The organism is Achromobacter sp. ACM04 (genome assembly GCF_014851465.1).
Classification (GTDB): domain Bacteria; phylum Pseudomonadota; class Gammaproteobacteria; order Burkholderiales; family Burkholderiaceae_B; genus Achromobacter; species Achromobacter aegrifaciens.
This window is the reverse complement of sequence record NZ_JACUZS010000003.1, coordinates 145,964-172,164: the sequence shown is the minus strand read 5'-3', so window position 1 is coordinate 172,164 and position 26,201 is coordinate 145,964. Positions and strand designations below refer to the sequence as shown.

23 protein-coding genes are annotated in these 26,201 nt (G+C 67.2%); 15 read left to right on the top strand and 8 right to left on the bottom strand.

From position 1 onward, the window contains the following. Position 1 precedes the first annotated feature (1 nt). Positions 2-475: a nuclear transport factor 2 family protein gene (locus tag IB259_RS17125; RefSeq protein WP_054457426.1), complete on the top strand. Its 474-nt coding sequence runs from the start codon at positions 2-4 to the stop codon at positions 473-475. 17 nt (positions 476-492) lie between these two features. Further along, a complete protein-coding gene (locus IB259_RS17120; RefSeq protein ID WP_054457428.1) occupies positions 493-804 on the top strand; it encodes a non-heme iron oxygenase ferredoxin subunit in 312 nt (103 codons plus the stop codon). 8 nt (positions 805-812) lie between these two features. On the opposite strand, the gene IB259_RS17115 is transcribed toward IB259_RS17120, so the two are convergent. The 4 genes from IB259_RS17115 to IB259_RS17100 all read right to left on the bottom strand — a co-directional run bounded on the left by IB259_RS17115 (position 813) and on the right by IB259_RS17100 (position 7,034). Further along, a complete protein-coding gene (locus IB259_RS17115; protein WP_192329745.1) occupies positions 813-1,643 on the bottom strand; it encodes a ThiF family adenylyltransferase in 831 nt (276 codons plus the stop codon). Positions 1,644-2,441: 798 nt separating this feature from the next. Then, a complete protein-coding gene (locus IB259_RS17110; RefSeq protein ID WP_175159402.1) occupies positions 2,442-3,881 on the bottom strand; it encodes an efflux transporter outer membrane subunit in 1,440 nt (479 codons plus the stop codon). Between the two features lie 5 nt (positions 3,882-3,886). After that, the gene (locus IB259_RS17105) at positions 3,887-5,845 is read right to left on the bottom strand and encodes a MacB family efflux pump subunit (protein ID WP_054457614.1); all 1,959 of its coding nucleotides are present in this window, start codon (positions 5,843-5,845) and stop codon (positions 3,887-3,889) included. Between the two features lies 1 nt (position 5,846). Next, positions 5,847-7,034, bottom strand: coding sequence for an efflux RND transporter periplasmic adaptor subunit (locus IB259_RS17100; protein WP_175181113.1), 1,188 nt, complete (start codon positions 7,032-7,034; stop codon positions 5,847-5,849). A 492-nt stretch (positions 7,035-7,526) separates the two neighbouring features. Between IB259_RS17100 and IB259_RS17095 the strand changes: the two genes are divergently transcribed. The 6 genes from IB259_RS17095 to purU all read left to right on the top strand — a co-directional run bounded on the left by IB259_RS17095 (position 7,527) and on the right by purU (position 12,657). Continuing rightward, positions 7,527-8,654 (top strand): MFS transporter, encoded by a 1,128-nt coding sequence (locus IB259_RS17095; protein ID WP_054457615.1) that lies wholly within the window; start codon positions 7,527-7,529, stop codon positions 8,652-8,654. A 2-nt stretch (positions 8,655-8,656) separates the two neighbouring features. Beyond that, positions 8,657-9,319, top strand: coding sequence for a gamma-glutamylcyclotransferase (locus IB259_RS17090; RefSeq protein ID WP_054457436.1), 663 nt, complete (start codon positions 8,657-8,659; stop codon positions 9,317-9,319). 105 nt (positions 9,320-9,424) lie between these two features. Beyond that, positions 9,425-10,054, top strand: a complete 630-nt coding sequence (gene pdxH, locus IB259_RS17085; protein WP_054457438.1) for a pyridoxamine 5'-phosphate oxidase — start codon at positions 9,425-9,427, stop codon at positions 10,052-10,054. 38 nt (positions 10,055-10,092) lie between these two features. Beyond that, a complete protein-coding gene (locus tag IB259_RS17080; RefSeq protein WP_059371570.1) occupies positions 10,093-10,617 on the top strand; it encodes a flavin reductase family protein in 525 nt (174 codons plus the stop codon). Next, positions 10,614-11,723: an NAD(P)/FAD-dependent oxidoreductase gene (locus tag IB259_RS17075; RefSeq protein WP_175159396.1), complete on the top strand. Its 1,110-nt coding sequence runs from the start codon at positions 10,614-10,616 to the stop codon at positions 11,721-11,723. The genes IB259_RS17080 and IB259_RS17075 overlap by 4 nt, the downstream gene beginning before the upstream one ends. Positions 11,724-11,802: 79 nt before the next feature. Then, positions 11,803-12,657, top strand: a complete 855-nt coding sequence (gene purU, locus IB259_RS17070; protein ID WP_119452128.1) for a formyltetrahydrofolate deformylase — start codon at positions 11,803-11,805, stop codon at positions 12,655-12,657. A 3-nt stretch (positions 12,658-12,660) separates the two neighbouring features. Here purU and IB259_RS17065 read toward each other — a convergent pair whose 3' ends face one another. Next, on the bottom strand, positions 12,661-13,608 hold the full coding sequence (locus tag IB259_RS17065; protein ID WP_054457446.1) for a LysR family transcriptional regulator: 948 nt from the start codon (positions 13,606-13,608) through the stop codon (positions 12,661-12,663). Positions 13,609-13,733: 125 nt separating this feature from the next. Here IB259_RS17065 and IB259_RS17060 point away from each other — a divergent pair, with 125 nt between their 5' ends. Genes IB259_RS17060 through IB259_RS17050 form a run of 3 tightly spaced genes read left to right on the top strand, consistent with a single transcriptional unit; the run spans position 13,734 to position 17,604 of the window. After that, positions 13,734-15,434 carry an acyl-CoA dehydrogenase family protein gene (locus IB259_RS17060; protein ID WP_192329743.1) on the top strand — a complete coding sequence of 567 codons (1,701 nt, stop codon included), beginning with the start codon at positions 13,734-13,736 and terminating at the stop codon, positions 15,432-15,434. A 47-nt stretch (positions 15,435-15,481) separates the two neighbouring features. Further along, entirely contained in the window at positions 15,482-16,465 is a 984-nt protein-coding gene (locus tag IB259_RS17055) for a tripartite tricarboxylate transporter substrate binding protein (protein ID WP_054457449.1), read from the top strand. Positions 16,466-16,476: 11 nt separating this feature from the next. Next, entirely contained in the window at positions 16,477-17,604 is a 1,128-nt protein-coding gene (locus IB259_RS17050) for a CaiB/BaiF CoA-transferase family protein (protein WP_054457452.1), read from the top strand. Between the two features lie 12 nt (positions 17,605-17,616). Here the strand turns inward: IB259_RS17050 and ggt are convergent, their stop codons facing one another. After that, entirely contained in the window at positions 17,617-19,374 is a 1,758-nt protein-coding gene (ggt, locus tag IB259_RS17045; protein WP_119452125.1) for a gamma-glutamyltransferase, read from the bottom strand. A gap of 125 nt (positions 19,375-19,499) precedes the next feature. On the opposite strand from ggt, the gene IB259_RS17040 reads away from it, so the two are divergent. Then, a complete protein-coding gene (locus tag IB259_RS17040; RefSeq protein WP_192329741.1) occupies positions 19,500-20,405 on the top strand; it encodes a LysR family transcriptional regulator in 906 nt (301 codons plus the stop codon). A gap of 87 nt (positions 20,406-20,492) precedes the next feature. On the opposite strand, the gene IB259_RS17035 is transcribed toward IB259_RS17040, so the two are convergent. Further along, positions 20,493-21,485, bottom strand: a complete 993-nt coding sequence (locus IB259_RS17035; RefSeq protein WP_054457457.1) for a tripartite tricarboxylate transporter substrate binding protein BugE — start codon at positions 21,483-21,485, stop codon at positions 20,493-20,495. A gap of 241 nt (positions 21,486-21,726) precedes the next feature. On the opposite strand from IB259_RS17035, the gene IB259_RS17030 reads away from it, so the two are divergent. Further along, complete coding sequence (locus IB259_RS17030) at positions 21,727-22,626, top strand: AEC family transporter (RefSeq protein ID WP_054457459.1); 900 nt, start codon at positions 21,727-21,729, stop codon at positions 22,624-22,626. Positions 22,627-22,695: 69 nt separating this feature from the next. Here the strand turns inward: IB259_RS17030 and fumC are convergent, their stop codons facing one another. Further along, a complete protein-coding gene (fumC, locus tag IB259_RS17025; RefSeq protein WP_054457461.1) occupies positions 22,696-24,090 on the bottom strand; it encodes a class II fumarate hydratase in 1,395 nt (464 codons plus the stop codon). Positions 24,091-24,253: 163 nt separating this feature from the next. Between fumC and tsaE the strand changes: the two genes are divergently transcribed. Both tsaE and IB259_RS17015 read left to right on the top strand, forming a co-directional pair. Beyond that, positions 24,254-24,793: a tRNA (adenosine(37)-N6)-threonylcarbamoyltransferase complex ATPase subunit type 1 TsaE gene (tsaE, locus tag IB259_RS17020; RefSeq protein WP_192329739.1), complete on the top strand. Its 540-nt coding sequence runs from the start codon at positions 24,254-24,256 to the stop codon at positions 24,791-24,793. Beyond that, complete coding sequence (locus IB259_RS17015; protein WP_054457465.1) at positions 24,721-26,106, top strand: N-acetylmuramoyl-L-alanine amidase; 1,386 nt, start codon at positions 24,721-24,723, stop codon at positions 26,104-26,106. The genes tsaE and IB259_RS17015 overlap by 73 nt, the downstream gene beginning before the upstream one ends. Positions 26,107-26,201 lie beyond the last annotated feature (95 nt).

The following is a 26,201-nucleotide window of genomic DNA, read 5'->3' as shown; positions in this document are numbered from 1 at the left end:
GATGCTGGACTTTCCCCTCTACTACCAACTGACCTGCCTGTACAACGACTACGCCGCCGCGCTGGACGCGGAACAATGGGAAAAGTGGCCCGAGTTTTTCCTGGAAGACTGCGTGTACAAGGTGCTGCCGCGCGAGAACCACGAGCGCGGCTATCCGCTGGCAACCATGTCCTTCGAAAGCCGCGGCATGCTGAAGGACCGCATCTACGGCGCCACCGACACCATCTTCCACGATCCCTACTACCAGCGCCACGTGGTGGGCGCGCCGCGAGTGCTGTCGGTACAGGGCGACCGCATCGAGTCCGAGGCCAACTACGCCGTGTTCCGCACCAAGCCCAGCCAACTGACCACGGTGTTCAACGTGGGCCGTTATCTGGACGTGGTCCGGCGCGGCCCCGACGGGCTCAAGTTCGAATCGCGGCTCTGCATCTTCGACAGCGAGCTGGTGCCGAATTCGCTTATCTACCCCATCTGAGAAAGGACACGACAGCAATGAGCACGCAATGGATCAAGGCCATCGCGCGGGACGAGGTGCCTGAAGACGACGTCATCGCCGTGCAGGCCGGCGGCCGCGAGATCGCGCTGTATGGCGTGGACGGCGAGGTCTACGCCACCGCCAATCTCTGTACGCACGGCAATGCGCGGCTGTGCGACGGCTTTCTAGAGGGGCATGAGATCGAATGTCCGCTGCATCAGGGGCGCTTCGACGTGCGCGACGGGCGCGCGCTCTGTTCGCCGCTGCGCGAGAACATTGCCGCCTATCCGGTCAGGATCGAGGACGGCGTGGTGTTCGTGGCGTTGTAGCGTCTTTGTCAGACCGCGAGGCGCAGCGCCTCGTTCGCGGCCGCCATGCCCATGGCGGCCGTGACGGTCACGACCGAGCCATAGCCGGCGCAGGACAGGCCTTGCGGCGCCAGGGTCTGGCCCGAAGCGCCCATGTCGTCCTCGCCTTCCGTGGGGCGAGTCCAGGCGTCGGGCAGGATGGCGGGCTGGTCGAACCATAGGGCATGGATGCCCATCTTCGGCACGCGCTTCAGTGCTTTGCCGTTCTGATCGGAAGCTCGCGGAAAGCCGTGTTCGCGGCGCAGCTTGTTGCGCAGCTTGGACAACAGTGCATCGTTGACCGCAGCCGACAGGTCGCCGGCGCGCAGGGCCAGCGGATCGGTCTTGCCTCCAGCGCCGCCGCACAACAGCATGGGCACGCCGATTTCGCGCGCATGCAGGATCATCGCGATCTTCGCCGCGGCCTGGTCGGTGCAGTCGATGATGACCGAATACGGGCCGGGCAGGACCTGGGCGACGTTATCGGGCGAAACGAAGTCATCCACCCGCGTCAGCCGGCATTCCGGATTGATCGCCAGCACGCGCTCGGCCATGGCATCGACCTTGGATTGGCCCAGCGTCTCGGTCAAAGCGTGGATCTGCCGATTGACGTTGGATTCGGCGATGTGGTCCAGGTCGATGAGCGTCAACGCGCCGACCCCGCAGCGCGCCAGGGCTTCGACGGTCCAGGAACCCACGCCGCCCAGGCCTGCTATTGCCACATGGGCGTTGCGCAGGCGGGTCGGGGCTTCGGGGCCGTAGAGGCGGGAGAGACTGCCGAAGCGGCGGTCGAGGTCGGCTTGGGGTTCTGGGGTGTTCATGAGGGCGTATTTTATTGCAGGCGGGTGTTGGGGGACGGGTGCTGGTTCTTGAGACGCCTGGCACGGCGGCGCCCGGGGTGGCGCGGGGCAACGATTGCGGTCCGGAGCGTTCGCTCCGGACTTCCCCTGCGTCATCCTCGTCACCGCCTCCGGCGGTTCCTTCGGATTCCCTCGGGCTTATCGACGCCCCGCGCCACCCCAGGCGCCGCCGCGCCAGGCTCTGCTGATTGAATCTTGCCGGTCGCTGGGACGGGTGGTGTGCTTGGCGTTCTTCTCCCCGACGAGGAAGAGAGAAAGATCTTGCGGGGACGCCAAAGACGGCCGCGCGGGCGGCCTTCTTTGGCATATGGTTGCAGTCAGTTGTACGGATGGCGCTGCGCGCGGGTGCAGGCATGCACTCATATGCAATCCGTCGCCCAGCAACGATTCCTGCTCAAGCGCAGATCATCATCAGCGCACAGCGGCATCACCAATCGCAAGACGCCGCGTAAGCCCCAAAAGGCCGCCCGGGCGGCCGGCCTGGGGCGGGCCCCGCAAGACCATCGCCCAACCCCCACCGTCGGCGAGAATCCTACGAAGACCAATCGCCCCAGCTGACGTCAAGCTTCAAAAGCGGAGCCTGGCGCGTCGGGGGCCTGCGATGCGCGGGGCGTCGATAAGCCCGAGGGAATCGGAAGGGAAGGCCGAAGGCCTGGACGACGATGACGAAGGGGGGGGCCGCCGAGGCAAGTCCGGAGCGAACGCTCCGGACCGCAATCGTTGCCCCGCGCGCCCCAGCGCACCGACGCGCCAGACGGATTAAGAACCCGCCGCTGCGCCAGCAGCAGACTCAGCAGCACCACCGCCAACAACATCATCCCCCCCGAGCGCCTGATAAACCGTCACCTGATTCACCAACCGATTCAACATATTCTCATCCCGAGAAACCTCAGCCACCCGCCGCTTCTCCTGCGCGTCCAGCCAGTCCTTCAACGGCACCGCCCCCGCCCGGTAGCGCACTTCGTACAGACGCTCGGCCTCGCGCGCCGCGCGCAGAGACGCGTCCAGCTGCTCTGCCTGCAAGCGCAGTTGCGTGCGATTGGACAGCGCGTTTTCCACGTCCGCCATCGCCTGGTACAGCGCCTGCCGGAAATTCACCACCCGCTCTTCGTAGTCGGCCTTGGAGATCTTGATGTTGAGCTGCATCTGGTTCCATTGCAGGAACGGCAGCGTCAGCGCCGCCCCCAGCGAGCCCACCGGGTTCTTCAGTACATCGGACAACGTGGGGCTCGAACTTCCCAAGGCGCCGGTCAGCGTCAACGGCGGGTAGAAGCTGGCGCGGGTTGCGTCGACGGTGGACAGGGACTGGCGCAGGCGCAGCTCGGCGGCGCGCAAGTCGGGACGGCGGCCCAGCAGGTCGGCCGGCACGCCGGCGCGCGCTTGCGGCAAGGGATAGCCCGGCAATCGCGCCGGGTCGGCCATCATGCGGTCCGGCGGGCCGTCGAACAGGATGGTCAGGGCGTTGGCGTATTCCACCCGTTGCTGCACCAGCAGCGTATGAGCGGCTTCCTGGCTGGCCACGGTCTGTTCAGCCTCGGCCATTTCCAGCGCCGACGCGCCGCCCGCCGCGTATTGGGCGCGCACCAGGTCCTGCGTCCTGCGTGCGTACGCGATGCTCTCGGCGCTGCTGGCGATGCGCTGGTTGATGAAGGCGGTCTGCCAGTACAGCGTGGCCGTGGTGCCCACCAGGGACAGCGCGGCACTCTGGCGGTCCTGCTCGGTCGCCAGCGCATCCCACTGCGCCGCGTCGCGCTGGCTGGACAGCTTGCCCCACAGGTCCACTTCGTAGCTGACAGTCAACTCCGCCGCGTTGGTCCGAGAGATCGCGCGATCTCCGTACAGATTGCGGTTGCGCGTCACATTGGCGTTGCCGCCCAGTTGCGGCAGCAGCTTGTCCTCGGTGATTCCAGCCTGGTACTGCGCCCGGCGCACGCGGATCGCGGCGGCGGCCAGGTTGTTGTTGCGCGCCAGCGCGGCGTCGACCAGGCCGTTGAGCGTCGGGTCGTTGAAATTGCGCCACCACTGACCGCCATCGGCCAGCGGCCCGGCCTGGAAGTCGCCTGCGGGCGCATGGGTCCAGGCGGCTGGAATGGACGTCAGCGGCGGCTCGTAGTCGGTGTGCAGCAGGCTGCCGCAGCCGGCCAGGGCCAGCAGCAGCGCCAGGGCGGCAGGTTTGCAGATCAGGGAAACCGCTTTCATCTTCCTCATTCCCGGGCCAGGGCCTCGACGGGATCCAGGCGCGCGGCATTGCGCGCCGGCAAATAGCCAAAAAGCACACCGATCAGCGTCGAGCAGCTGAACGCCGCCACCATCGATGTCGTGGAATAGATCATCTGGAACGACCCGCCCGTGGCCTTGGACACCAGCACGCCCAGCCCCAGGGACAGCACGATGCCGATGGCGCCGCCTATCAGGCACACCAGCACCGCTTCGATCAGGAACTGCTGCATGATGTCGCTGCGCCGCGCCCCCACCGCCATGCGCACGCCGATCTCGCGGGTGCGCTCGGTCACCGACACCAGCATGATGTTCATGACGCCGATGCCGCCGACCATCAGCGAGATCAGGGCAATCATGGACACCAGCAGCGTCATGGTTGCGGTGGTGCGTTCGATGGTCTTGCGGATCGCGTCCGTGTTGAACACGAAGAAATCCTTGGTCACGTGGCGCCGCGTCAGCACGCGCACGATGGCCTGCTCCGCCGCGGCGGGCGGCGAGGCGTCATTGACGCGCACCGTGATGCTTTTCAGATGCTGCTGGCCCAGCACGCGCGACAGCGCCGTGGTGTAGGGGACCCACACGTTCAACGAATCATTGCTGCCGAAGACGGTTTCCTTCTTTTGCGTCACCCCGATCACGCGCGCCGGCATCGACCCCAGGAATACCACCTGCCCGATGGGCTCGGTATGCGAGCCGAACAGCTTGCGCCGGGTGGCGTCATCGATCACCACTTCCTGCGCACGCCGCAGCACGCTGGTCTCGTCGAAGAACTTGCCCTGGGCCAGCTTGATGGCGCGCACGCGGAAATATTGCTCGCCCACGCCCTGGATCACGCCGGTCACCGACACGTTGCGATAGCGCAGCGTGTTGCTGGTGGAGACTTCCGGCGTAACGCTGTCCACATAGGATTCGCGCGCCAGGGCGTCGGCGTCGGCCGGCACCAGGGTGCGGATATTGACGGCCTTCTCGTCGCCGAAGTCCTTGCCCGGAAAGATCTCCACCGTGTTGGTGCCGATCTCGCTGATGTCGTCCAGGATCTTGCGGCGCGAGCCTTCGCCCAGCGCCACCACCGACACCACGGCCGCGATGCCGATGATGATGCCCAGCATCGTCAGCGAGGTGCGCAGCCGGTGCGCATTCATCGCCAGCAACGCCATGCGCAAAGCCTCGCGGCAACGGTCCAGGTAGGCCTGCCACACAGGCCGCGCGGCCAGCGCCGGCGCATCTTCCTTGACGCGTTCGCGCCGCGGCGCGTCGGGATTGCGCTTGTCGGCGACGATCTCGCCGTCGCTGATCTCGATGATGCGCTGGGCGTGGCGCGCCACATTCATATCGTGCGTGACGATGATGATGGTGTGGCCGGCCGCGTTCAGTTCTTCCAGGATGCGCAGCACTTCCTGGCCGGTGTGCGTATCCAGCGCGCCGGTCGGCTCGTCGGCCAGGATGATGTCGCCGCCGTTCATCAGCGCCCGCGCGATGCTGACGCGCTGCTGCTGGCCGCCGGACAGTTGGCCGGGCCGGTGCCCGGACCTGTCGCCCAATCCCAGCCGCTTGAGCAGTTCATCGGCCCGTTCCAGGCGCGCCTCGCGCCGCTTGCCGGCGTAGACGGCCGGCACCTCGACGTTGCCCTGCGCGGTCAGATCGGACAGCAGGTGGTAGCGCTGGAAGATGAAGCCGAAGTGCTCGCGGCGCAGCTCGGCCAGTTCGTCCGGGTCCAGCTCGCCCGTGCTGCGCCCGTCGACCCGGTACTCGCCGCGGGTGGGGCGATCCAGGCAGCCCAGGATGTTCATGAGCGTGGACTTGCCCGACCCGGACGCACCCACGATCGCCACCATCTCGCCGGCCTCGATAGCCAGGTTGACGTCCTTCAGCACCGCGATGGTCTGTTCGCCCGCGGGAAACTCGCGGCGCACGCCCGTAAGCGATATCAAAGGCCCGCTCATGTCAGGCCCCCGGCGCAGCCGCGGCCGGCGCGGCATCCGCCGACACGACGCGCTCGCCCACCTCCAGCCCTTCCAGCACCTGCGCCTGGACGTTGTTGTTCATGCCTATCCTGACCTGGCGCGTTTCGGTCTTGTTGTCCTTCAGGACCACGCGCACGGCGTAGCGGCCGTCCTCGCCGCGCTTGCCCAGCGCCGAGGCCGGCACCACGACCGTGTTCTTGGCCTCGCCCAGCACGATGAAGACCTGGGCGGTCATGGAGATGCGCAGCTTCTCGTCCGGATTGGGCACGTCGAACAGGCCGTTGTAGTAGACGGCGGCGGTGGTGGAGCTGCCGCTGGTCGATCCGGTAAGCGAAGACGCCGCGTCGTCCTTCTGCACGGAATCCGGCGCCGGCTCCACGGCGCGCAGGGCGGCGCGGTAACGCTCGTCGGGTTCGCCCAGGATGGTGAAGTACACCGGCAGGCCGGGCTTCACGCGGGTCACGTCGGCTTCCGAGATCTGCGCCTTGATGGTCATGGTGTCCACCTGGGCCACCTTGATGATGGTGGGCGCGCTCTGGATCGAGTTGACGGTCTGGCCTTCCTTGGTCACCACCGCGACCACCATGCCGTCGATGGGCGAGACGATGCGCGTATAGCCCAGGTTGACCCGGGCGGTGTCGACCTGGATCTCGGCCTGCGCGATCTGCGCCTCCAGCGAGGCGATTTCGGCGCGGGTCACGCCCAGCGTAGCCTCGGCGCTCTCGTAGGCCTCGCGCGAACTGGCGTCGGCCGCCAGCATCTGCCGCTGACGGCGGAAGGCCAGCTCGGCCTGCTTCAGCGTGGCGACCTTGGCGGCCCGCTCGGCGCGCCGGGTCTGCAAGGCGGCCTCGGCGTTGCGCAGCTCGTTCTGCTGGGTCATGTCGTCGATCTCGGCGACCAACTGGCCCTTTTTGACGCGGTCGCCCAGCGCCACCTTCAGGGATTTGAGCTGGCCGGTAGCCTGGGCGCCGACGCTGACGCGTTCGATGGCGTCGATGGTGCCGCTGGCCAGCACGCTGTCTTCAAGGTCGGCCCGGGTGACCTCGGCCACCGCGAAAGTGGGCGGCGGCGGCGCGGAAAAGAATGCGGCGCGCACGCCGAAACCGGCTAAAAGCAGAAAAACGGCGATCAGGGCGTAGCGCTTGAACTTGCTGCGAGACTTTTTCATTGAACCTGTCGGATGTGGCGCTGGAAATCGAGCCAGCGCCGGTATTGCGAATTGCGGACCGGACAAGGGGAGGCTTGCCCACGCTGCCTGCACATCCTAAACGTCTAGTGCGTCCGAACCATCGACGATCTGTGGCGAAACGGTGAAAAACAGTAAAGCGGAACGGAACGTCAAGGTCCGCGTGATTGTTCCGTTGCATGAACGATACAACGCTTTGTCCGTCCCCCACGCAAGCCCTCGCACGCAGATGCGGCGAACGTGCCGCCATCTTGCGCCATAAGCATGCGACTTCGCCCCTAGATAGCCGGCATCATGCGATTGGCGCCAAAATACGTTTGCGGCGCTGCAAAACAGCAGCGCCTCGACATAGGGCGACGATATGGCCAGAATGAACGCAGTTACGCCGTATCCGTGTCCATTTCTCATAGATCCCCCTCTTCGTCACCCAGTTCCCCAGAATTTTCCGGGGCGGTGCTTTTGTGCCTGCTGGCCATGATGAATCACGTGGCGCTCACTGGGGGACGGATCACGGTTTCCCTCACTGCGCTGCAGATGGGGCTGTCGACCTTCAAGGTGGGCACGCTGGTCGCGGTGTTCGCGGTGCTGCCCATGCTGTTCTCGGTGCGCGCCGGCCGCTGGGTCGACCGGGTCGGCATTGTGCGGCCGCTGGTCATCGGCACGGCCCTGGTCGCCTCGGGCACCGCGCTGCCCTTCATCTCACAGACCCAGTTCGCCCTGCTGATAGCCTCCTGCTGCATCGGCATCGGCTTCATGTTGCATCAGGTCGCCACGCAAGACCTGCTGGGCCACGCGGAACCGGCTCAACGGCTGCGCAATTTCTCCTTTATGTCGCTGGCGCTGGCGGGGTCCGGATTCTCGGGCCCGCTGATCGCCGGGCTCGCGATCGACCATCTGGGCACGCGTCTGGCCTTCGGCCTGCTGACCTTGGGTCCGTTGCTTTCGGCGGGCGGCCTTTATGTCTTGCGTCACCAATTGAAGGCGGTGGATTCGCAGCTGTCAGGTAAAAAAGAGGCTGAAAAGCGGCGCGTTACTGAATTGCTGGAAGTGCCGGCATTGCGCCGCATCCTGATGGTCAACACGATTTTGTCCGGCGCGTGGGACACCCATTTGTTCGTCGTGCCCATTTTCGGCGTCGCCATCGGCCTGTCGGCCACCACCATTGGCGTCATTCTTGCGTCCTTCGCGGCGGCTACTTTCGTTATCCGCCTGATATTGCCCTTCATCCAGCGCCGCGTGCGATCCTGGACGCTGGTGCGGGTAGCGATGGCGACAGCCGCCATTGATTTCATGCTTTACCCGCTGTTCACCGACGTTAACGTCCTGATCGTGCTGTCTTTCATCCTCGGGCTGGCCCTGGGCTGCTGCCAGCCGAGTATGCTTTCCCTGCTGCACCAGCATTCGCCGCCGGGCCGCGCCGCCGAGGCCGTGGGCCTGCGGATGGCCCTGATCAACGGCTCGCAGGTGTCCCTGCCGTTGACCTTCGGCGCGCTCGGTGCGGTAATTGGCGTTGCCCCCCTCTTCTGGGCGTACTCCGTGGCCCTGATGGCCGGAGGCTGGGCCAACCGCAATCCCCCGATCGAATCTGAACGCAAAGCGTAGCCGTGAACATGCAGTCCTCTCCTCCCGCCGCCGGCAATTCCGGCGCCAGCCTGCCCTTTCGTCTTTGGACTGCGCAAGAGCGGCAGGAATCACTGGACGAGGCGCTGCGCCACTGGCAATCGGGCGAAGACGTGTGGGTCTACGGCTACGGCTCCCTGATCTGGCGGCCCGACTTCGACTTCGTGGAGCGCCGGCTGGCGACGCTGCGCGGCCACCACCGGGCGCTGTGCCTGTGGTCGCGGGTCAACCGCGGCACCCCGGAATGCCCCGGTCTGGTATTCGGCCTGGACCGGGGAGGCTCCTGCCGCGGGGTGGTCTACCGCCTGGCGGGCGACCAGGTGCCGACCTATTTCCCCGCGCTCTGGGAGCGCGAGATGTCCACTGGCGCCTATCTGCCCCGCTGGATCAACTGCGCCACCGATACCGGCACCGTGCGGGCGCTGGTCTTCATCATGAACCGGGACAATCCGGCCTACATCCGCGCCCTGCCCGAACCCGAGCTGCTGGCCATCGTGCGCCGCGCCGCCGGACGCTATGGCCCCTGCACCGAATACGTGGTGCAGACCGCCCAGGCGCTGCGCGCCGCCGGCATCCATGACGCCCGCCTGGACGCCATCGCGCGCCGGCTGGAGCTGGACGGGCACACCCTGCCGGAAGGCGCCTGAGGCCCGGCCTCGGGAAATCTTGCCTGCGCCCTGAGCGGGGTCAATGAGGGTACCGCCTCCCAGGCGGTATAAACTCCTTGTTATCAACGCTGAACTACTAGCCCCATGTCCGTCTCTGATCTGCGTCAAAGCTACGACAAGAACGTGCTGCTCGAAGGCCAGGCCGCCGCCTCCCCGTTCGAGCAGTTCACCCGCTGGTTCGACGAGGCCCTGGCCGCCAAGGTCCCCGAACCCAACGCCATGACCCTGGCCACGGTGGACGCCAGCGGCCAGCCCAGCGCGCGCATCGTCCTGATCAAGGGCTTCGATGAGCGCGGGTTCACGTTCTTCACCAATTACGAATCCCGCAAGGGCCTGGACCTGCAGGCCGAGCCGCGCGCCAGCCTGCTGTTCTTCTGGCAGCCGCTGGAGCGCCAGGTCCGCATCGAAGGCGTGGTCGAAAAAGTGGCCGGCGACGAGTCGGACGCCTACTACCACAGCCGCCCCGCCGGTTCGCGCATCGGCGCCTGGGCCTCGCGCCAGAGCCAGCCCATCACCCGTGAAGAGCTGGAAGCCCGCGAACGGGAATTCCGCGAGCGTTTCGGCGAACAGCCGCCGCGCCCGCCGCACTGGGGCGGCTACCGCCTGAAGCCCACCGCCTTCGAATTCTGGCAAGGCCGGCCCTCGCGCCTGCATGACCGCCTGCGCTATGTCGCCGACGGCCAGGCCTGGAAGATCGAACGCCTGTCGCCTTGATGCCGGGCGCCGCGCGCCCGCCCCCAATTAACGATTGCATGACCGCCTCCTCCCCTGATTTTGACGCCGCCTTTTTCCGCACCGCGCTGGGCCGTTACGCCACGGGCGTGACCGTCGTGACGACCGCCGACCCCGATGGCGCGCCCATCGGCCTGACGGTCAGCTCCTTCAACTCCGTGTCGCTGAACCCGCCACTGGTGCTGTGGAGCCTGTCGCGCAGTTCGTCGTCGCTGGCCGCCTTCGAGCAGTGCGAGCGCTACGTCGTCAACGTATTGGGCGCGGAGCAGATCGCGCTGGCGCGCCGCTTCGCCACCGGCAAGACGCCGGACCGCTACGCAGGCCTCACGGTGCATCACGCGCCGGGCGGCACGCCCATGCTGGACGGCCACTGCGCCGCCTGGTTCGAATGCCACAACCGCAGCCGCTACGTCGAGGGCGACCATGTCATCATGGTGGGCGAAGTGGAGCGCTGCGGCCATAGCGGCGAGCCGCCGCTGGTCTTCCATGCCGGCGGTTTCGACCTGACCCCGGCTGGCGCCCGTTCGGAAAGGAAAACGCCATGAGCGTGGATGTGGATTGCGTCGTCATCGGCGCGGGCGTGGTGGGCCTGGCGATCGCGCGCGCGCTGGCCCAGTCCGGACGCGAGGTGCTGGTGGCGGAAGCCACCGAGGCGATCGGTACCGGCACCAGTTCGCGCAACTCCGAAGTCATACACGCCGGCATCTACTACCCGGCGGGCAGCCTCAAGGCCCGGCTCTGCGTGCGCGGCAAGCACCTGCTTTACTCCTATTGCGCCGAGCGCGGCGTGCCCTACAAGCGGCTCGGCAAGCTCATCGTCGCCACCACGACGGAACAGGCCGCGCAGCTGGAGGGCATTGCCCAGCGCGCCCGCGCCAACGGCGTGGACGACCTGCAGTTCATTTCCGGCGAGGACGCCATGCGCCTGGAGCCCGCGCTGCGCTGCACCGCGGCGCTGTCCTCGCCGTCCACCGGCATCGTCGACAGCCATGCGCTGATGCTCTCGTTCCAGGGCGACGCCGAAAACGCCGGCGCCCAGTGCGTCTTCCACACGCCGCTGGTGTCCGGCCGGGTCCGCCCCGAAGGCGGCTTCGAGCTGCAATTCGGCGGCGACGACGCCATGACCCTGAGCTGCAACGTGCTGATCAATTCAGCCGGCCTGCACGCGCCGGCGCTGGCGCGCCGCATCGACGGTCTGCCCGCGTCCAGCATCCCCAAGGATTACCTGTGCAAGGGCAGCTATTTCACGCTGTCCGGCCGCGCGCCGTTCTCGCGCCTGATCTACCCTGTGCCGCAGCATGCCGGCCTGGGCGTGCATCTGACGCTGGATCTGGGCGGCCAGGCCAAGTTCGGCCCCGACACCGAATGGGTCGAAACCGAGGACTACACGCTGGACCCGGCCCGCGCCGACGTCTTCTACGAGGCCGTGCGCAGCTATTGGCCGGCCCTGCCCGATGACGCGCTAGCGCCCGGCTACACCGGCATCCGCCCCAAGATCTCCGGCCCCCACGAGCCCGCGGCCGATTTCGTCATCGCCGGCCCGGCCGCGCATGGCGTGCCCGGCCTGGTGAACCTGTTCGGCATAGAATCCCCGGGGCTGACCTCCAGCCTGGCCCTGGCCGAAGAGACCCTGGCCCGTCTGAACGGATGATCCCCACGCCGCGCATGCCGCGCGTGGCGCCATCAACAAATACTGTCACCTCTTCTCCTTTTTCTCCTCTCCCTGAACCATGCAGCACAACGACTACATCCTGACCCTGTCCTGCCCCGACCGCACGGGCATCGTGTACCGCGTCAGCGGCCTGTTGTTCGAATTGGGCTGCAACATCCTGGATTCGCAGCAGTTCGGCGACGAAGAGACCGGGCGCTTCTTCCTGCGGGTGCACTTCGACGTCCCGGCGGGCGTAGCCGCCAGCGACCTGCGGGCGCGGCTGGACGGGATGTCGGCGGAATACGGCATGGAGCTGAAGCTGCATGACGCCCGCCGCAAGGAACGCCTGCTGATCATGGTCAGCAAGCAGGGCCACTGCCTGAACGACCTGCTGTTCCGCGTGCACAGCGGCCATCTGCACGCCGAAGTTGCCGCCATCGTCTCGAACCACAACGACTACGCCAGCCTGGCGGCGTCCTACGGCATCCCGTTCCACCACCTGCCGGTCACCGCCGACACCAAGGCGGAACAGGAAAAGCAGGTGCTGGCCCTGGTCGATCAGGAAGGCATCGACCTGGTGGTGCTGGCCCGCTACATGCAGATCCTGTCGGAAGACATGTGCCGCGCGCTGAACGGCCGCGCCATCAACATCCACCACAGCTTCCTGCCCAGCTTCAAGGGCGCCCGCCCCTACCACCAGGCGCATGCGCGCGGCGTCAAGATCATCGGCGCCACCGCCCACTACGTGACCTCGGACCTGGACGAAGGCCCCATCATCGACCAGGACATCGAACGCGTGGACCACACGATGACCGCCCAGGACCTGACCCAGGTCGGCAGCGACATCGAATCCCTGGTGCTGTCGCGCGCCGTGCGCAGCCACGTCGAGCACCGCATCCTGCTCAACCGCAACAAGACCGTCGTCTTCCGCTGATCCTCAGCTTGCGGATCGCCGTCCGGCGGATTCGCCTGGCGGCGGATCCTCGGGCGCGCCTGCCCCCAGCGGGAACTGGCGCGCCGCCATTTCCACCGCCTTTTCCTGCAGCGGCGAACGCGCAGCCTCGGGCCAGATCATCTGGCTGACCGAGCGGGCCGCGTGCTCGAAGGCAATGAAGCGCGTCCCCGCCAGCCCGCTGCGCGACAGGCAGGCCGGCACGATGGACACGCCCAGCCCCTGCGACACCAGCGACGCCACGCTCAGCCAGTGCCTGACCTCGTGCCGGATCACGGGCATGAAGCCCGCCGACACGCACATGGACAGCACCGTCTCGTAATAGCTGGGCGAAGCGGCCCGGGCGAAGAACACGAAGTCGTCCGCGGCCAATTCCGCCAACCGCAGGGATTCCCGGCCGGCCAGGGGATGCGCCTGCGGCAGGCACACCACGAAAGGCTCGGCCATCAAGTCGCGCGCCAGCACGCCTGGCGGCACCGGATTGGCATGGATGAAGCCCAGATCCTGCTCGCCGCGGCGCACGGCCTCGATCTGGTCATGGGAATTCAATTCGGTCAGCACATGTTCCACGTCCGGCAGCTCGGCGCGCATGGCGTTGAGCAGCGCCGGCAGGCCGCGGTACAGCATGGAACCGACGAAGCCGATGCGCAGCCGGCCGCGCAGGCCCGCGTCCACGCGCTGCACCAGCGTGCGCACCTCTTCCGCCTGGCGCAGCAACGTCAGGGCTTCCCGGTACAGCACCTGGCCGGCGTCGGTCAGCTCGACGTGGCGGCTGGTGCGGGTCAGCAGGCGCGCGCCGACGTTGTCCTCCAGTTGGCGGATGGCGTAGCTGAGCGGCGGCTGGGAAATGTGCAGCCGCGTGGCCGCGCGGCTGAAGTGGCGTTCTTCGGCCACGGCGATGAAATAGCGCAACAGGCGCGGATCCAGGTCCATTTGTCTCCCCTGGGGCTGCAATCCATACTTTTTTTGGATTGTTCTACACACAAGCAGTATTTGTATAGATTAATCCATGCAAGCACCATCACAGGCATCGTTCCCGTCTTCAGCAGGATGCCGCCATGGATACCCCCGTCAAGACCGCGCCCACCGCCGCCACGCCCGTTCCGGATTCGCGCGGACAAAACCTGTTCAGCGCGGACCCTTACGCCGAGGCGCTCAGCCGGCGCTACCTGCCGCCCGCGCTGCACGCCCACCTGCTGCCCCACCTGGAACGGCTGGGCGCGCTGGCAGGCGGCGTCATGGACGAACTGGCCGCCACCGCCGACAAGCACCCGCCCACGCTGTCCGTGCGCAGCCGCGCCGGCGCCGACGAGTCCCGCATCGACAAGCATCCGGCCTACGTCGAACTGGAGCGCCTGGCCTACAGCGAATTCGGCCTGGCGGCGCTGTCGCACCGCGGCGGCGTCCTGGGTTGGCCCGACCCCATGCCCGCGGCCGCCAAGTACGCGCTCAGCCATCTGTTCGTGCAGGCGGAGTTCGGCCTGTGCTGCCCGGTCAGCATGACCGACTCGCTGGCTCGCACCCTGCGCAAGTTCGGCGACCCGGAACTGGTCGAGCGAGTCCTGCCCGAAGTGACCTCGCAGGATTTCGATGCGCTGCGCCAGGGCGCCATGTTCATGACCGAACAGGGCGCCGGGTCCGACGTCAGCGCCACCGAAGTGACCGCCACGGCGCAGGACGACGGCACCTGGCTCATCCACGGCGACAAATGGTTCTGCTCCAATCCGGACGCAGGCTACGCCATGGTGCTGGCGCGCAGCGAATCCCAGCCCGGCCTGAAGGGCGTATCGCTGTTCCTGCTGCCGCGCGACCTGGCCGACGGCACGCACAACCACTACCGCATCCTGCGCCTGAAGGACAAGCTGGGCACGCGCTCGATGGCCAGCGGCGAGATCCGCCTGGAAGGCGCGGTGGCCTGGCTGGTGGGCGAGCGCGGCCGCGGCTTCAAGCACATGGCCGACATGATCAATAATTCGCGCCTGTCCAACGGCATGCGCGCCGCCGGCCTGATGCGCCGCGCCGTGACCGAGGCGGTCTATGTCTCGCAGCACCGGCGCGCCTTCGGCAAGCGCCTGATCGACATGCCGCTGATGCAGCGCCAGTTGGTCAAGATGACGGTCTGGGCCGAACAGGCCCGCAGCGTGATGTTCCAGACGGCGCGTGCGCTGGCCGACGCGGACCAGGGCGCGGCCGATCCGGCGCTGGCGCGCATCCTCACGCCGCTGATCAAGTTCCGCGCCTGCCGCGATGCGCGCAAAGTGACCGGCGACGCCATGGAAGTGCGCGGCGGCTGCGGCTACATCGAGGAATGGACCGAACCGCGTCTGGTGCGCGACGCCCACCTGGGCTCCATCTGGGAAGGCACCAGCAACATCGTGGCGCTGGACGTGCTGCGCGCCATCACCCGGGAAAACTCGCTGCCGGCGCTGCGCAGCCATATCGACGGCCTGCTGGCCGCAGGCCGCCCCTGCCCGCCCGAACTGGCCGACATGCAGGCGCGCGCGCTGGAGCAGACCTATGCCCTGGCCGAACACGCCGCGCAGGCCGACCGCCCCGAGCTGGCGCGCCAGGCGGCTTCGCTGCTGTACCACGCGGTTTCCATGGCCGCCCTGCGCTGGGAAGCCACCGAACCCGGCCTGGAAAGCCGCGCGCTGCTGGCCGACCAGGTGCTGCAGCATCGCCTGGGCCCGCGCGATCCCTATGCCATTGCGGCCGACGAAAGCACGGCGTGCCGCGCCATCCTGCAATACGCGCTGTAAGAACCGACGCCGGCGGCACAGCCGGCGCGCAACCACTGGAGACAAGCATGAACCGAACCTTCGCCCCTTTGCTGCTGGCGGCTGCCGCCGCCATCGCCCCCGCCGCACCCGCGCTGGCCGCGGACGCCTATCCCTCGGCCCGGCCCGTGACGCTGATCGTGCCCTTCCCGCCGGGCGGTCCCACCGACGCCCTGGCGCGCAGGCTGGCCGACAAGCTGCGGCAACCGCTCAACCAGAACGTCATCGTCGAAAACCGCGCAGGCGCCGGCGGCAACATCGGCTCCGAGTACGTGGCGACCGCCAAGCCGGACGGCTACACCCTGCTGTTCGGCACCTCGGGGCCGCTGGCGATCAACGTCAGCCTGTACAAGAAGCAGGGCTACAACCCCGAGACCAGCTTCGCGCCCATCATCCGCATCGGCCACCTGCCCAACATCCTGGTGGTGAACCCGTCAGTGCCCGCCAACAATGCGCAGGAACTGATCGCCTACGCCAAGAAGAATCCGGAAAAGCTGAGCTACGCCTCGTCGGGCAACGGCGCCTCGTCGCACCTGGCCGGCATTCTCTTCAACAATATGGCCGGCACCCAGATCATGCACATCCCCTACAAAGGCACGGGACCGGCCCTCAATGACCTGCTGGGCGGGCAGGTGTCGATGTCGTTCACCGACATCCTCACCGCGCTGCCCTACATCAAGGCGGGCAAGCTGCGCGCCATCGGCCTGGCCAGCGCCCAGCGCTCGGATGCGCTGCCCGACCTGCCGACGCTTTCCGAGCAGGGACTCAAGGGCTACGACGTCAGCGTCTTCTTCGGCATCGTCGCGCCCAAGGGCACGCCGGCTGACGTAGTGGACACGCTGAACCGCGCCTTCAAGACCGCGCTGTCCGATCCCGAGGTCGCGCAGACGCTGCGCAGCCAGGGCATCGTCGAAGCCCAGGACCAGACGCCGCAGGGCCTGGCGACCTTCATCTCGGCCGAAGTGCCCAAATGGCGCGACCTCATCAAGAGCGCCCACGTTTCCATCGACTGAACGGACCCCACATGGCTGCAACCCTGCCCAACGCCGGCGCGCTCGCCGGCTGCAAAGTGATAGACCTGTCGCGCGTGCTGGGCGGCCCCTATTGCACGCAGATCCTGGCCGACCACGGCGCCGACGTGCTGAAGATCGAGCCTCCCGGCGGCGACGAGACGCGCGGCTGGGGGCCGCCCTTCCTGGGCGATACGGCGTCCTACTTCATCGGCGTGAACCGCAACAAGGACGGCATGACGCTGGACCTGTCGCAGCCCGCTGGGCAGGAATTGCTGCGCCATCTGCTGGCCGACGCCGATGTGCTGGTGGAGAACTTCAAGCCCGGCACGCTGGAGAAATGGGGCCTGGGATACGACACGCTGAGCCGCGACTTCCCCGCTTTGATCCATTGCCGGGTCAGCGGCTTCGGCGCGGACGGTCCGCTGGGCGGCCTGCCCGGCTACGACGCCTGCGCCCAGGCCATGTGCGGCCTGATGAGCGTGAACGGCGATGCGGACGGCGAAGCCACCCGGGTCGGACTGCCGGTGGTGGACATGGTGACCGGCCTGAACGCGGCCGTGGCCATCCTGCTGGCGCTCAATGAGCGTACCCGCAGCGGCCTGGGACAGTTCCTGGACATCACGCTGTACGACTGCGCCCTGTCGCTGCTGCATCCGCACGCGCCCAATTACTTCTACAGCGGCAAGGTGCCCGCGCGCAGCGGCAACGCGCACCCGAACATCGCGCCCTACGAAACGCTGCCCACGGCCAGCGGCCCGATCTTTCTCGCGGTCGGCAACAACCGCCAGTTCGCGCAGCTGGCTCAGGCTTTGGAAGCGCCAGGATTGGCGGACGATGCGCGCTACGCCACCAACGCCGACCGCCTGCGCAACCGCTCATCCTTGCGCGACGACCTGTCCGCGCTGCTGGCGGGCCACGACGCCGCTGCGCTGGCCGACCGTCTGCTGCGTGGCGGCGTCCCCGCCGCCGCCGTACAGACCGTGGACCAGGCCTTGGCGCATCCGCATACCCGCCATCGCGGCATGGTGCTGGAGCAAGGCGACTATCGCGGCGTGGGTTCGCCGATCAAGCTGTCGCGCACGCCAGCCACGCTGCGCAAGCTGCCGCCGACGCTGCGTCCCGCTGACGCCGGCGAATAGGCCCGCGCGGCCTCAGCCGCCCTGGGCCACGCCTTCGCGGCGCGGATCGGCGCCGCCCTGCAGGCCGCCAGCATCGATCACGATGCCGTGGATGCCGCTGGGGAATTCGGTGATGCGCACCGGATGCCCCATGCGCTCAAGCTCTGGCGCCAGCGCCTCCAGCGCGGTGCCCTTCTCCAGCTCGGTCTCCTTGTTGCGGCTGCCCATGTTCGGCAGGTCGATGGCCGCCTGGATGTCCAGGCCCCAGTCCAGCACGCCCACAATGGTCTTGGCCACATAGTTGATGATGGCGCTGCCGCCCGGCGAACCCACCAGCAGATAGGGCTTGCCATCGCGCAGCACGATCATCGGCGCCATCGAGCTGCGCGGGCGCTTGCCCGGTTCGATGCGGTTGGCGACGAGGCGGCCCTCGGGATCCTTGTAGGACGAGGAAAAATCCGTCATCTCGTTGTTCAGCAGGAAGCCGCGCACGAAGATCTTGCTGCCGAACTCGTTTTCGATGGTGGTCGTCATGCTCAAGGCATTGCCCTGGGCGTCCACCGCCACCAGATGGCTGGTCGAGGGCAGCGCCCACGCGTCGTCCTTGCCCAGCGACAGCAGCTTGCCTTCCGGATCGCCGGGCAGCGCCACCTTCATGCTGCGGTCCGGCTGGATCAGCGCGCCGCGCGCGCGCAGGTAGGCGGGGTCCAGCATGGCGCGCACCGGCACCCGCACGAAGTCCGGATCGGCCACGTAGAAATCGCGGTCGGCGAACGCCAGCCGGCCAGCTTCCGAAAAGTAATGCACCGCCTCCAGGCTGCCCGGCTTGTAGCGGGCGAGGGGGAACTGCTCCAGTTCGCCCAACATCTGCAGCACCGCGATCGGGCCGCTGCTGGGCGGCCCCATGCCGCACAGCTGGTAGCCGCGATAGGCGCCGCAGACGGGATCGCGCGTCTTGGCGCGATAGCCCGCCAGGTCGGCCAGGGTCAGGTCGCCGGGTACGGCGTGGCCGCGCACGGCGGCGACGATATCCCGGGCGATGTCGCCCTGGTAGAACGCGTCCGCGCCTTGCTCCGCCACCGCGCGCAGCGTGCGCGCGAATTCCGGGTTCTTCAGCACGTGGCCCACCGGCCAGGGAGCGCCGTCCGGCGCGTAGAAGTAGGCCGCGGCCGCGGCTTGCGTGCGCAGTTCCTTGTTGCCGGCCAAAAGCTTATGCAAGCGCGGCGACACGGCAAAACCTTGTTCGGCCAGCCGGATCGCGGGCTGGAACAAGTCGGCCCAGGGCAGCGCGCCCTGCTCCTTGTGCGCCAGCTCCAAGCCTCGCAGCAAGCCCGGCACGCCCACCGCCAGGCCGCTGTTCACCGCGCGGGCGAATGGCACCGGCTTGCCGTCCGCATCCAGGAAACGTTGCGGCTGGGCCGCGGCGGGCGCGGTCTCGCGGCTGTCGTAGGTCTGGATACGGCCGCTCTTGGCCGAATACACCACCATGAAGGCGCCGCCGCCGATGCCCGACGATTGCGGCTCCACCAGGTTCAGGACCAGTTGGGCGGCGATGGCGGCGTCCACCGCGCTGCCGCCCCGGCGCAGCATCTCGTCGCCCGCCTGCGTCGCCAGCGGATTGGCCGATGCCATCATGAAATGCGGCGCACGCACCAGTTGGCGCGTCTGTATGCCGCTGGCGGCCTCGGGGTTCAGGTCCTCGGCGGCCTGCGGCGTGCGGGCCCAGGCCGCGGGCATGGCGGCAAGCGCGGCGGCAAGCATGAGGGCGGCGGCGTGGCGGGGTGCGCGCATGGGAAGCTCCTGTGTGCGCCGGCTTTCCGGCAGGGGTTCATGATAGTCAAGGCGCCCGCGGCTGTCGCGACGCCAGCCGCATCCGGCTTAGAATCGCGGTTTCCGCCCACCGTCCCCACCGTGCCATGCGTTTGCGCCACATCGAGATTTTCGAAGCGATCCGCCGTACCGGATCCCTGACCGAGGCCGCGGCCGCGCTGCATATCTCGCAGCCCGCGGCCAGCAAGCTCCTGGCGCACGCCGAGGCGCAGCTGGGCTTCAAGCTGTTCGAGCGCGTCAAGGGCCGGCTCGTCGCCACGCGCGAAGCCGAGATCCTCACGCCCGAAGTCGCGCGCCTGAACCAGGACCTCAACAGCGTGCGCAGGCTGGCCGCCAGCCTGCGCGACCATCCCAACGGCCACCTGCGACTGGGCTGCGCGCCAGCGCTGGGCCTGGGGCTGCTGCCCGGCGTGGTGCGCGACAGCCGGGAGGCGCAGCCCGGCATCACCTTCGACATCCACACGCATCACAGCACCGAACTCGTACAGGGGCTGCTGACGCGCGAACTGGACCTGGCCATCACCTTCGACACCAACGACTATCCGGGCCTGACCCGCATGGGGCTGGGCCACACGGAGCTGGTGCACCTGAGCCGCAAGGAAGGCACGGGACCGCTGCCGCTGGCGGAGCTGACGGCCATGGCGGGCGACACGCTGATCGTGCTGGACGCGGCCGACGCCTCCGGCGCCCTGCTGCAGATGGCATTGGACGCGCAGGGCCTGGATCCGCAAGTCGCCATCCAGGTGCAAACGCACTACGTGGCCTGCGCGCTGGTGGACGCAGGCTGCGGCGACGCCATCGTGGACGCCATCACCGCGCAGGCGATGCTGCGTCCCGGCATGAACCTGCGCCGGCTGGACCCCGCGCTGCGCGTGCCGATCAGCATCATGGTGCGCAACCAGGATCCGCTGTCGGCGCTGCACCGCGACTTCATCGAACGCTTGCGCGCCGCCTGCGAAGCGCTGCAGGCCGGACTCGACGTCGCGGCCTGAAGCGGCCGGCGCACAAAAAAAAACGGGCGCCCGAAGGCGCCCGTCATTGCGTGCAGACAGGGCAGGCAGCGCCCGCCCCGCGCGGCGTCAATCCAGCTTGATGTTCTGCTTCTTCACGACGTCCTTCGCCCAGTCATACTGCTCTTTGATTTCCTTGGCGAATTCTTCCGGCGTGTTGCCCGACGGCGCCGAACCCTGGTCGTCCAGCGCCTTGATGACCTTGGGGTCCTTCAGGGCCACCACGGCAGCGTCGCGCAGCTTGTTCACGACTTCCATCGGCGTGCCCTTGGGCGCCAGCAGACCGTACCAGACCGGCTGGTTCAGCACCGGGAAGCCGGCGTCCTTGAAGGTCGGCACGTCCTTGATCGAATCGATGCGGGTCGGCCACGCGATGGCCATGGCGCGCAGCTTGCCCGCCTGGATCTGCGGCATCGACGACGGCAGGTTGTCGAACAGGATTTCGATCTGGCCGCCGACGGCGTCAGCCACGGCCGGGCCCGAACCCTTGTACGGCACGTGCACGATGTCCGTGCCGGTGGCCATCTTGAACGATTCGCCCATCAGGTGCAGCACGCCGCAGGTGCCCGAGCTGCCGTAGGAGTACTTGCCCGGGTTCTTCTTCAGCTCTTCCAGGAAGCCCTTGAAGTCCTTGGCGGGGAACTTCGGGTTCACGGCCACCACGTTGGCGGTGTTGGCGAAGTTGGTGACCGGCTGGAAGTCCTTGATCGGATCGTAGGGCAGGTCATTGGGGCGGCAAGCGGGGTTCACGGCCATCGTCGACACGGTGGCGATCGACAGCGTGTAGCCGTCGGCATCGGCGCGCGCGGCTTCGGATGCGCCGATGGCGCCGCCGGCGCCGCCCTTGTTTTCCACAACCATGGGCTGGCCCAGTTCCTGGCTCATGCGCTGCGTCACCAGGCGCGCGATGATGTCGGTCGAGCCGCCAGGCGCGAACGGAACGATCACGCGGATAGGCTTGCTCGGGTACTTGTCGGCAGCGAAGGCGGCGGAGGCGCCAAAGGTGCCGGCAACGCCGGAGGCCAGGGCAATGGCCACGGCCAGGGAGCGGACTTTATTCATAGGTGTGTTTCCTCCAATATGCGAGCCCGTGTGTGTACGGACCGTTGTGTGATGCGCCTGCCTGTAGACAGGTCAGCAATGAACGGCGGGAGGGCGCAAGTTCTGTGCGCAGGGAGAGCACTGCTTTTATAGGTTGCTTGTGGCACATGCGCCCGCCAGAATGACGGAGAATAGCAGCAAATGCTTACAGACGCATAGCGCCGGGATCCCCTTCTGACGCGCATCAAATACCTGCTCTCACATGTCCGTTGCCCTTCTGGTTTTCCCTGATTTCATGCTGGTCGCGCTGGGTTGGGCGCTGCGTCACAAACTGAATTTCTCGCGCGAATTCTTCGCCGGCACCGAGCGCCTGGTTTACTTCGTCCTGCTCCCCGCACTGCTGTTCCAGTCCATCCTGCGCACCCCCATCACCGCCGGCAACGCCGCCATGCTGCTGCAGGCCTGCGCAGCCGTCATCGCGACCGGCGTCGCGCTGACCTGGCTGGCGCGCTGGGCGCTGCGGCCGTCGCCGCTCAGCCTGGCCTCGTCCGCGCAATGCGGCTACCGCTTCAACACCTATCTCGGCCTGGCCTTGTCGGCCAGCCTGGGCGGCGCCCAGGGCCAGACGGTCATGGCGCTGATCGTCGGGTTCGCCGTGCCGATGGCCAACATGGCGGCGGTCTACGGCCTGGCGCGCCACAGCGGCGGCAACCTGCTGCGCGAACTGGCACGCAACCCGCTGGTCATTTCCACGCTGGCCGGCCTGGCCTGCAATCTGGCCGGCGTGCATCTGCCCGGCCCGCTGGACACGGCGCTGGGACGCCTGGGCGCTGCCGCGCTCGCGCTGGGCATCATGTGCGTGGGCGCCAGCCTTTCATGGGAAGGCGGCAAGGGCCATGGCGCGCTGATCGCCTGGATGCTCGGGGTCAAGCTGCTGGCGCTGCCCGCGGCGGCCCTGCTGATCGCGCATCTGCTGGCGCTGCCGCCGCTGGAATCGCAGATGCTGCTATTGTTCGCGGCCCTGCCCACCGCGTCCGCGGCCTATGTGCTGGCCATGCGCATGGGCGGCGACGGCCGCATGGTGGCCGTGCTGATATCGCTGGGCACGCTGCTTTCGGCGTTGACGATTCCGCTGTGGCTGATGCTCACCGGCGCAGGTTGAGCGGCAAGGCCCGACAACGAAAAAAGACCGCCGCGGCGGTCTTTTTTCATGCACGCACAGGCCCGCTTACTAGGACTTGTGCGCGTTGGTCATGGAAGCCGGCACCACCCATTCGGCGAACTGCGCTTCGGTCACGTAGCCCAGCGCCAACGCCGACTCCTTCAGCGACAGGCCTTCCTTGTGCGCCTTCTTGGCGATCTGCGCGGCCTTGTCGTAGCCGATATGCGGATTCAATGCCGTCACCAGCATCAGCGAACGGTCGACCAGTTCGGCGATGCGCTCGCGATTGGGTTCGATGCCGGCGGCGCAATGCTCGTTGAAGCTGGCCATGCCGTCGGTCAGCAGGCGCACCGATTGCAGGAAGTTGTGAATCACCAGCGGCTTGAACACGTTGAGTTCGAAGTTGCCGCTGGCGCCGCCGATATTGATGGCCACGTCGTTGCCCAGCACCTGCGCCGCCAGCATCGTGATGGCTTCGCATTGCGTCGGGTTGACCTTGCCCGGCATGATCGAGCTGCCCGGCTCGTTCTCGGGAATGCTGATTTCACCCAGGCCCGAACGCGGACCGCTGGACAGCCAGCGCACGTCGTTGGCGATCTTCATCAGGCCGGCTGCCAGCGACTTCAGCGCGCCGTGCGCGAACAGCAGCGCTTCGTGCGAAGCCAGGCCCTGGAACTTGTTGGGCGCCGACACGAAGGCAGTGCCGGTGGCATGCGCCAGTTCGGCGGAAACCTTGGCGCTGAACTGCGGGTGCGCGTTCAGGCCCGTGCCCACGGCCGTGCCGCCGATGGCCAGCTGGTGCAGGCCAGGCAGGGTGGCGCGGATCTGCTGCTCGGCCAGGTCCAGCTGGGCCACGTAGCCCGACAGCTCCTGACCCAGCGTCAACGGCGTGGCGTCCTGCAGGTGGGTGCGGCCGATCTTGACGATGTCGTAGAACTCGGCGCTCTTGGCCGCCAGCGTGGCGCGCAGCGCCTTCAGCGAGGGCAGCAGATGATGCTCGACCTGCACCGCCGCCGCCACGTGCATGGCGGTCGGGAAGGTATCGTTGGACGACTGCCCGCGGTTGACGTGGTCGTTGGGGTGGACCTTGCGTTCTTCGCCGCGCACGCCGCCCATCAGTTCCGAAGCGCGGTTGGCCAGCACCTCGTTCATGTTCATGTTGCTTTGCGTGCCCGAGCCGGTCTGCCAGACCGACAGCGGGAACTCGTTGGGCCATTTACCGGCGATCACTTCATCGGCGGCGCGGACGATGCCATCGGCGATCTTCGGATCCAGTTCGCCCAGATCGGCATTGACCTTGGCCGCCGCGCGCTTGAGCCGCGCCATCGCTTCGACCAGGGGGACCGGCATCTTCTCGGTGGAAATCGCGAAAAAATGCAGCGAACGCTGGGTCTGGGCGCCCCAGAGGTGATCCTCAGGGACTTCGATGGGACCAAACGTGTCTTTTTCAATGCGGGTCTTCATGGCGCGTGCTACTCCGTGGCGACGTCGATTACGGCTGACGGCAGCGCGCCAGCCGCGAGAATGTTGAGAATGACAATCAGTTATAGGTTAGCAGAAACCCGCATTCCTATAATTGCGCAAACATCCGTGCTCCCTCCACCGTTTTTACCACTCGCCCCGCGCCATGTCCGCCCCTCTTTGCAGCCTGACCTTGCACCTGCCCGACGAAGCCGCCACGGAATCGCTGGCACGTCAGCTCGCCCCCCTGGTTTCCGGCGGCCAGGCCGGTCCGGCTGGGGGACATATCCACCTCCAGGGGGACCTGGGCGCGGGGAAAACGGCCTTCACACGGGCCCTGTTGCGGGAAAGCGGCATCACGGGACGGATCAAAAGTCCCAGCTACGCGCTGCTTGAATCCTATAAAGTTTCTAACTTATACTTCTATCACCTTGATTTTTATAGATTTAGTGATACGCGAGAATGGTTGGACGCAGGATTCCGGGATTTACTGCGTGACGACGCAGTCGTTTTGATCGAATGGCCGGAGCGGGCCGGGGGCCTTTTGCCCCCTCCCGACCTGCTGATTTCCCTAGCCTATGCAGGCGACAGACGCGACGCCACCCTGACCGCGTACACCGCTCGAGGACAAACATGGTTGAACGCGATTGTCCCCCCGCCCCAGTCGGCGCCCTCCCCTCGGCAGGCGCCACCCGGCGCCGCCTGATCAGCGTCGCCGCCACCCTGCTCGTCCTGCCGGTCCTGCCGCGCCTGGCGCAGGCGGCGACCATCCTGGCTGTGCGCACCTGGCCGGCCGACGAATACACCCGCGTCACGCTGGAGCTCGACAGCGAGCTCAAGGCTGAGCAGTTCACGCTTGAAAACCCCCACCGCCTGGTGGTGGACATTGAGGGACTGACCATCAGCGCGGCCCTGAACGACCTGGTTTCCAAGGTCCGGCCTGACGACCCCTACATCCAGAGCCTGCGGGTGGCGCAAAACCGCCCCAACGTGGTGCGCCTGGTGTTCGACCTGAAGCAGCCCGTGGCGCCCCAGGTGTTCACGCTCAAGCCCGTGGCCGACTACCAGTACCGTCTGGTGCTGGACCTGTATCCGAAGATCGCCCAGGATCCGCTGGTCGCGATCCTGAACAAGCAGACCGGCCCCGACGTGGACGACCCGCTGGCGCGCATCCTGGAAGACATCCAGCGCAACCCGGTGACCCGCGCCGATCCGCCCGAGCCGCCGCGCGTGCGCGGCCAGCAGCCGGCGCCCCCGCTGCCCACCGCGCCCAAGCCTCCGCCCGCCACCGCCAGCCGCGGCAAGCAGCGCATGGTCACCATCGCGCTGGATCCCGGCCACGGCGGCGAGGACCCGGGCGCCATCGGCAGCAGCGGCCTGCGCGAGAAAGACGTGGTGCTGCGCATCGCCCGGCGCCTGAAGGCGCTGATCGACAGCCAGCCCTACATGCGCGCCTATCTCACGCGCGACGACGACTACTTCGTGCCCCTGCACGTGCGCGTGCAGAAGGCGCGCCGCGTGCACGCGGATCTGTTCATCTCGATCCACGCGGACGCCTGGATCAAGCCTTCGGCCAATGGCTCATCGGTGTTCGCGCTGTCGCAGCGCGGCGCCACCAGCGCCCAGGCGCGCTGGATGGCGGACAAGGAAAACGCGGCCGACCTGATCGGCGGCGTCAACCTTGGCAGCCACGACCGCCAGGTGGCCAAGGTACTGCTGGACCTGTCCACCACCGCGCAGATCAACGATTCGCTGAAGGTGGGCAGCGCCTTCCTGGACGAAATCAAGAAGATCAACCGCCTGCACAAAAACAGCGTCGAACAGGCCGGCTTCGCGGTCCTGAAAGCGCCGGACATTCCTTCGGTGCTGGTCGAAACCGCCTTCATCAGCAACCCGCAGGAAGAAGCCCTGCTGCGCAGCACCTCGCATCAGGACAAGCTGGCGCAGGCCATGATGACGGGCATCCAGCGTTACTTCACCGCCAACCCGCCGCTGGCGCGGCTGGGCGATGTGAGCTGACGGCGACGTCTGCCGCCGCATAAAAAAGGGCGTTGCGCTTCACGGCGCAACGCCCTTTTCAATGTGACGCGTGTGCCGCAGCATGCGCTGCGGCG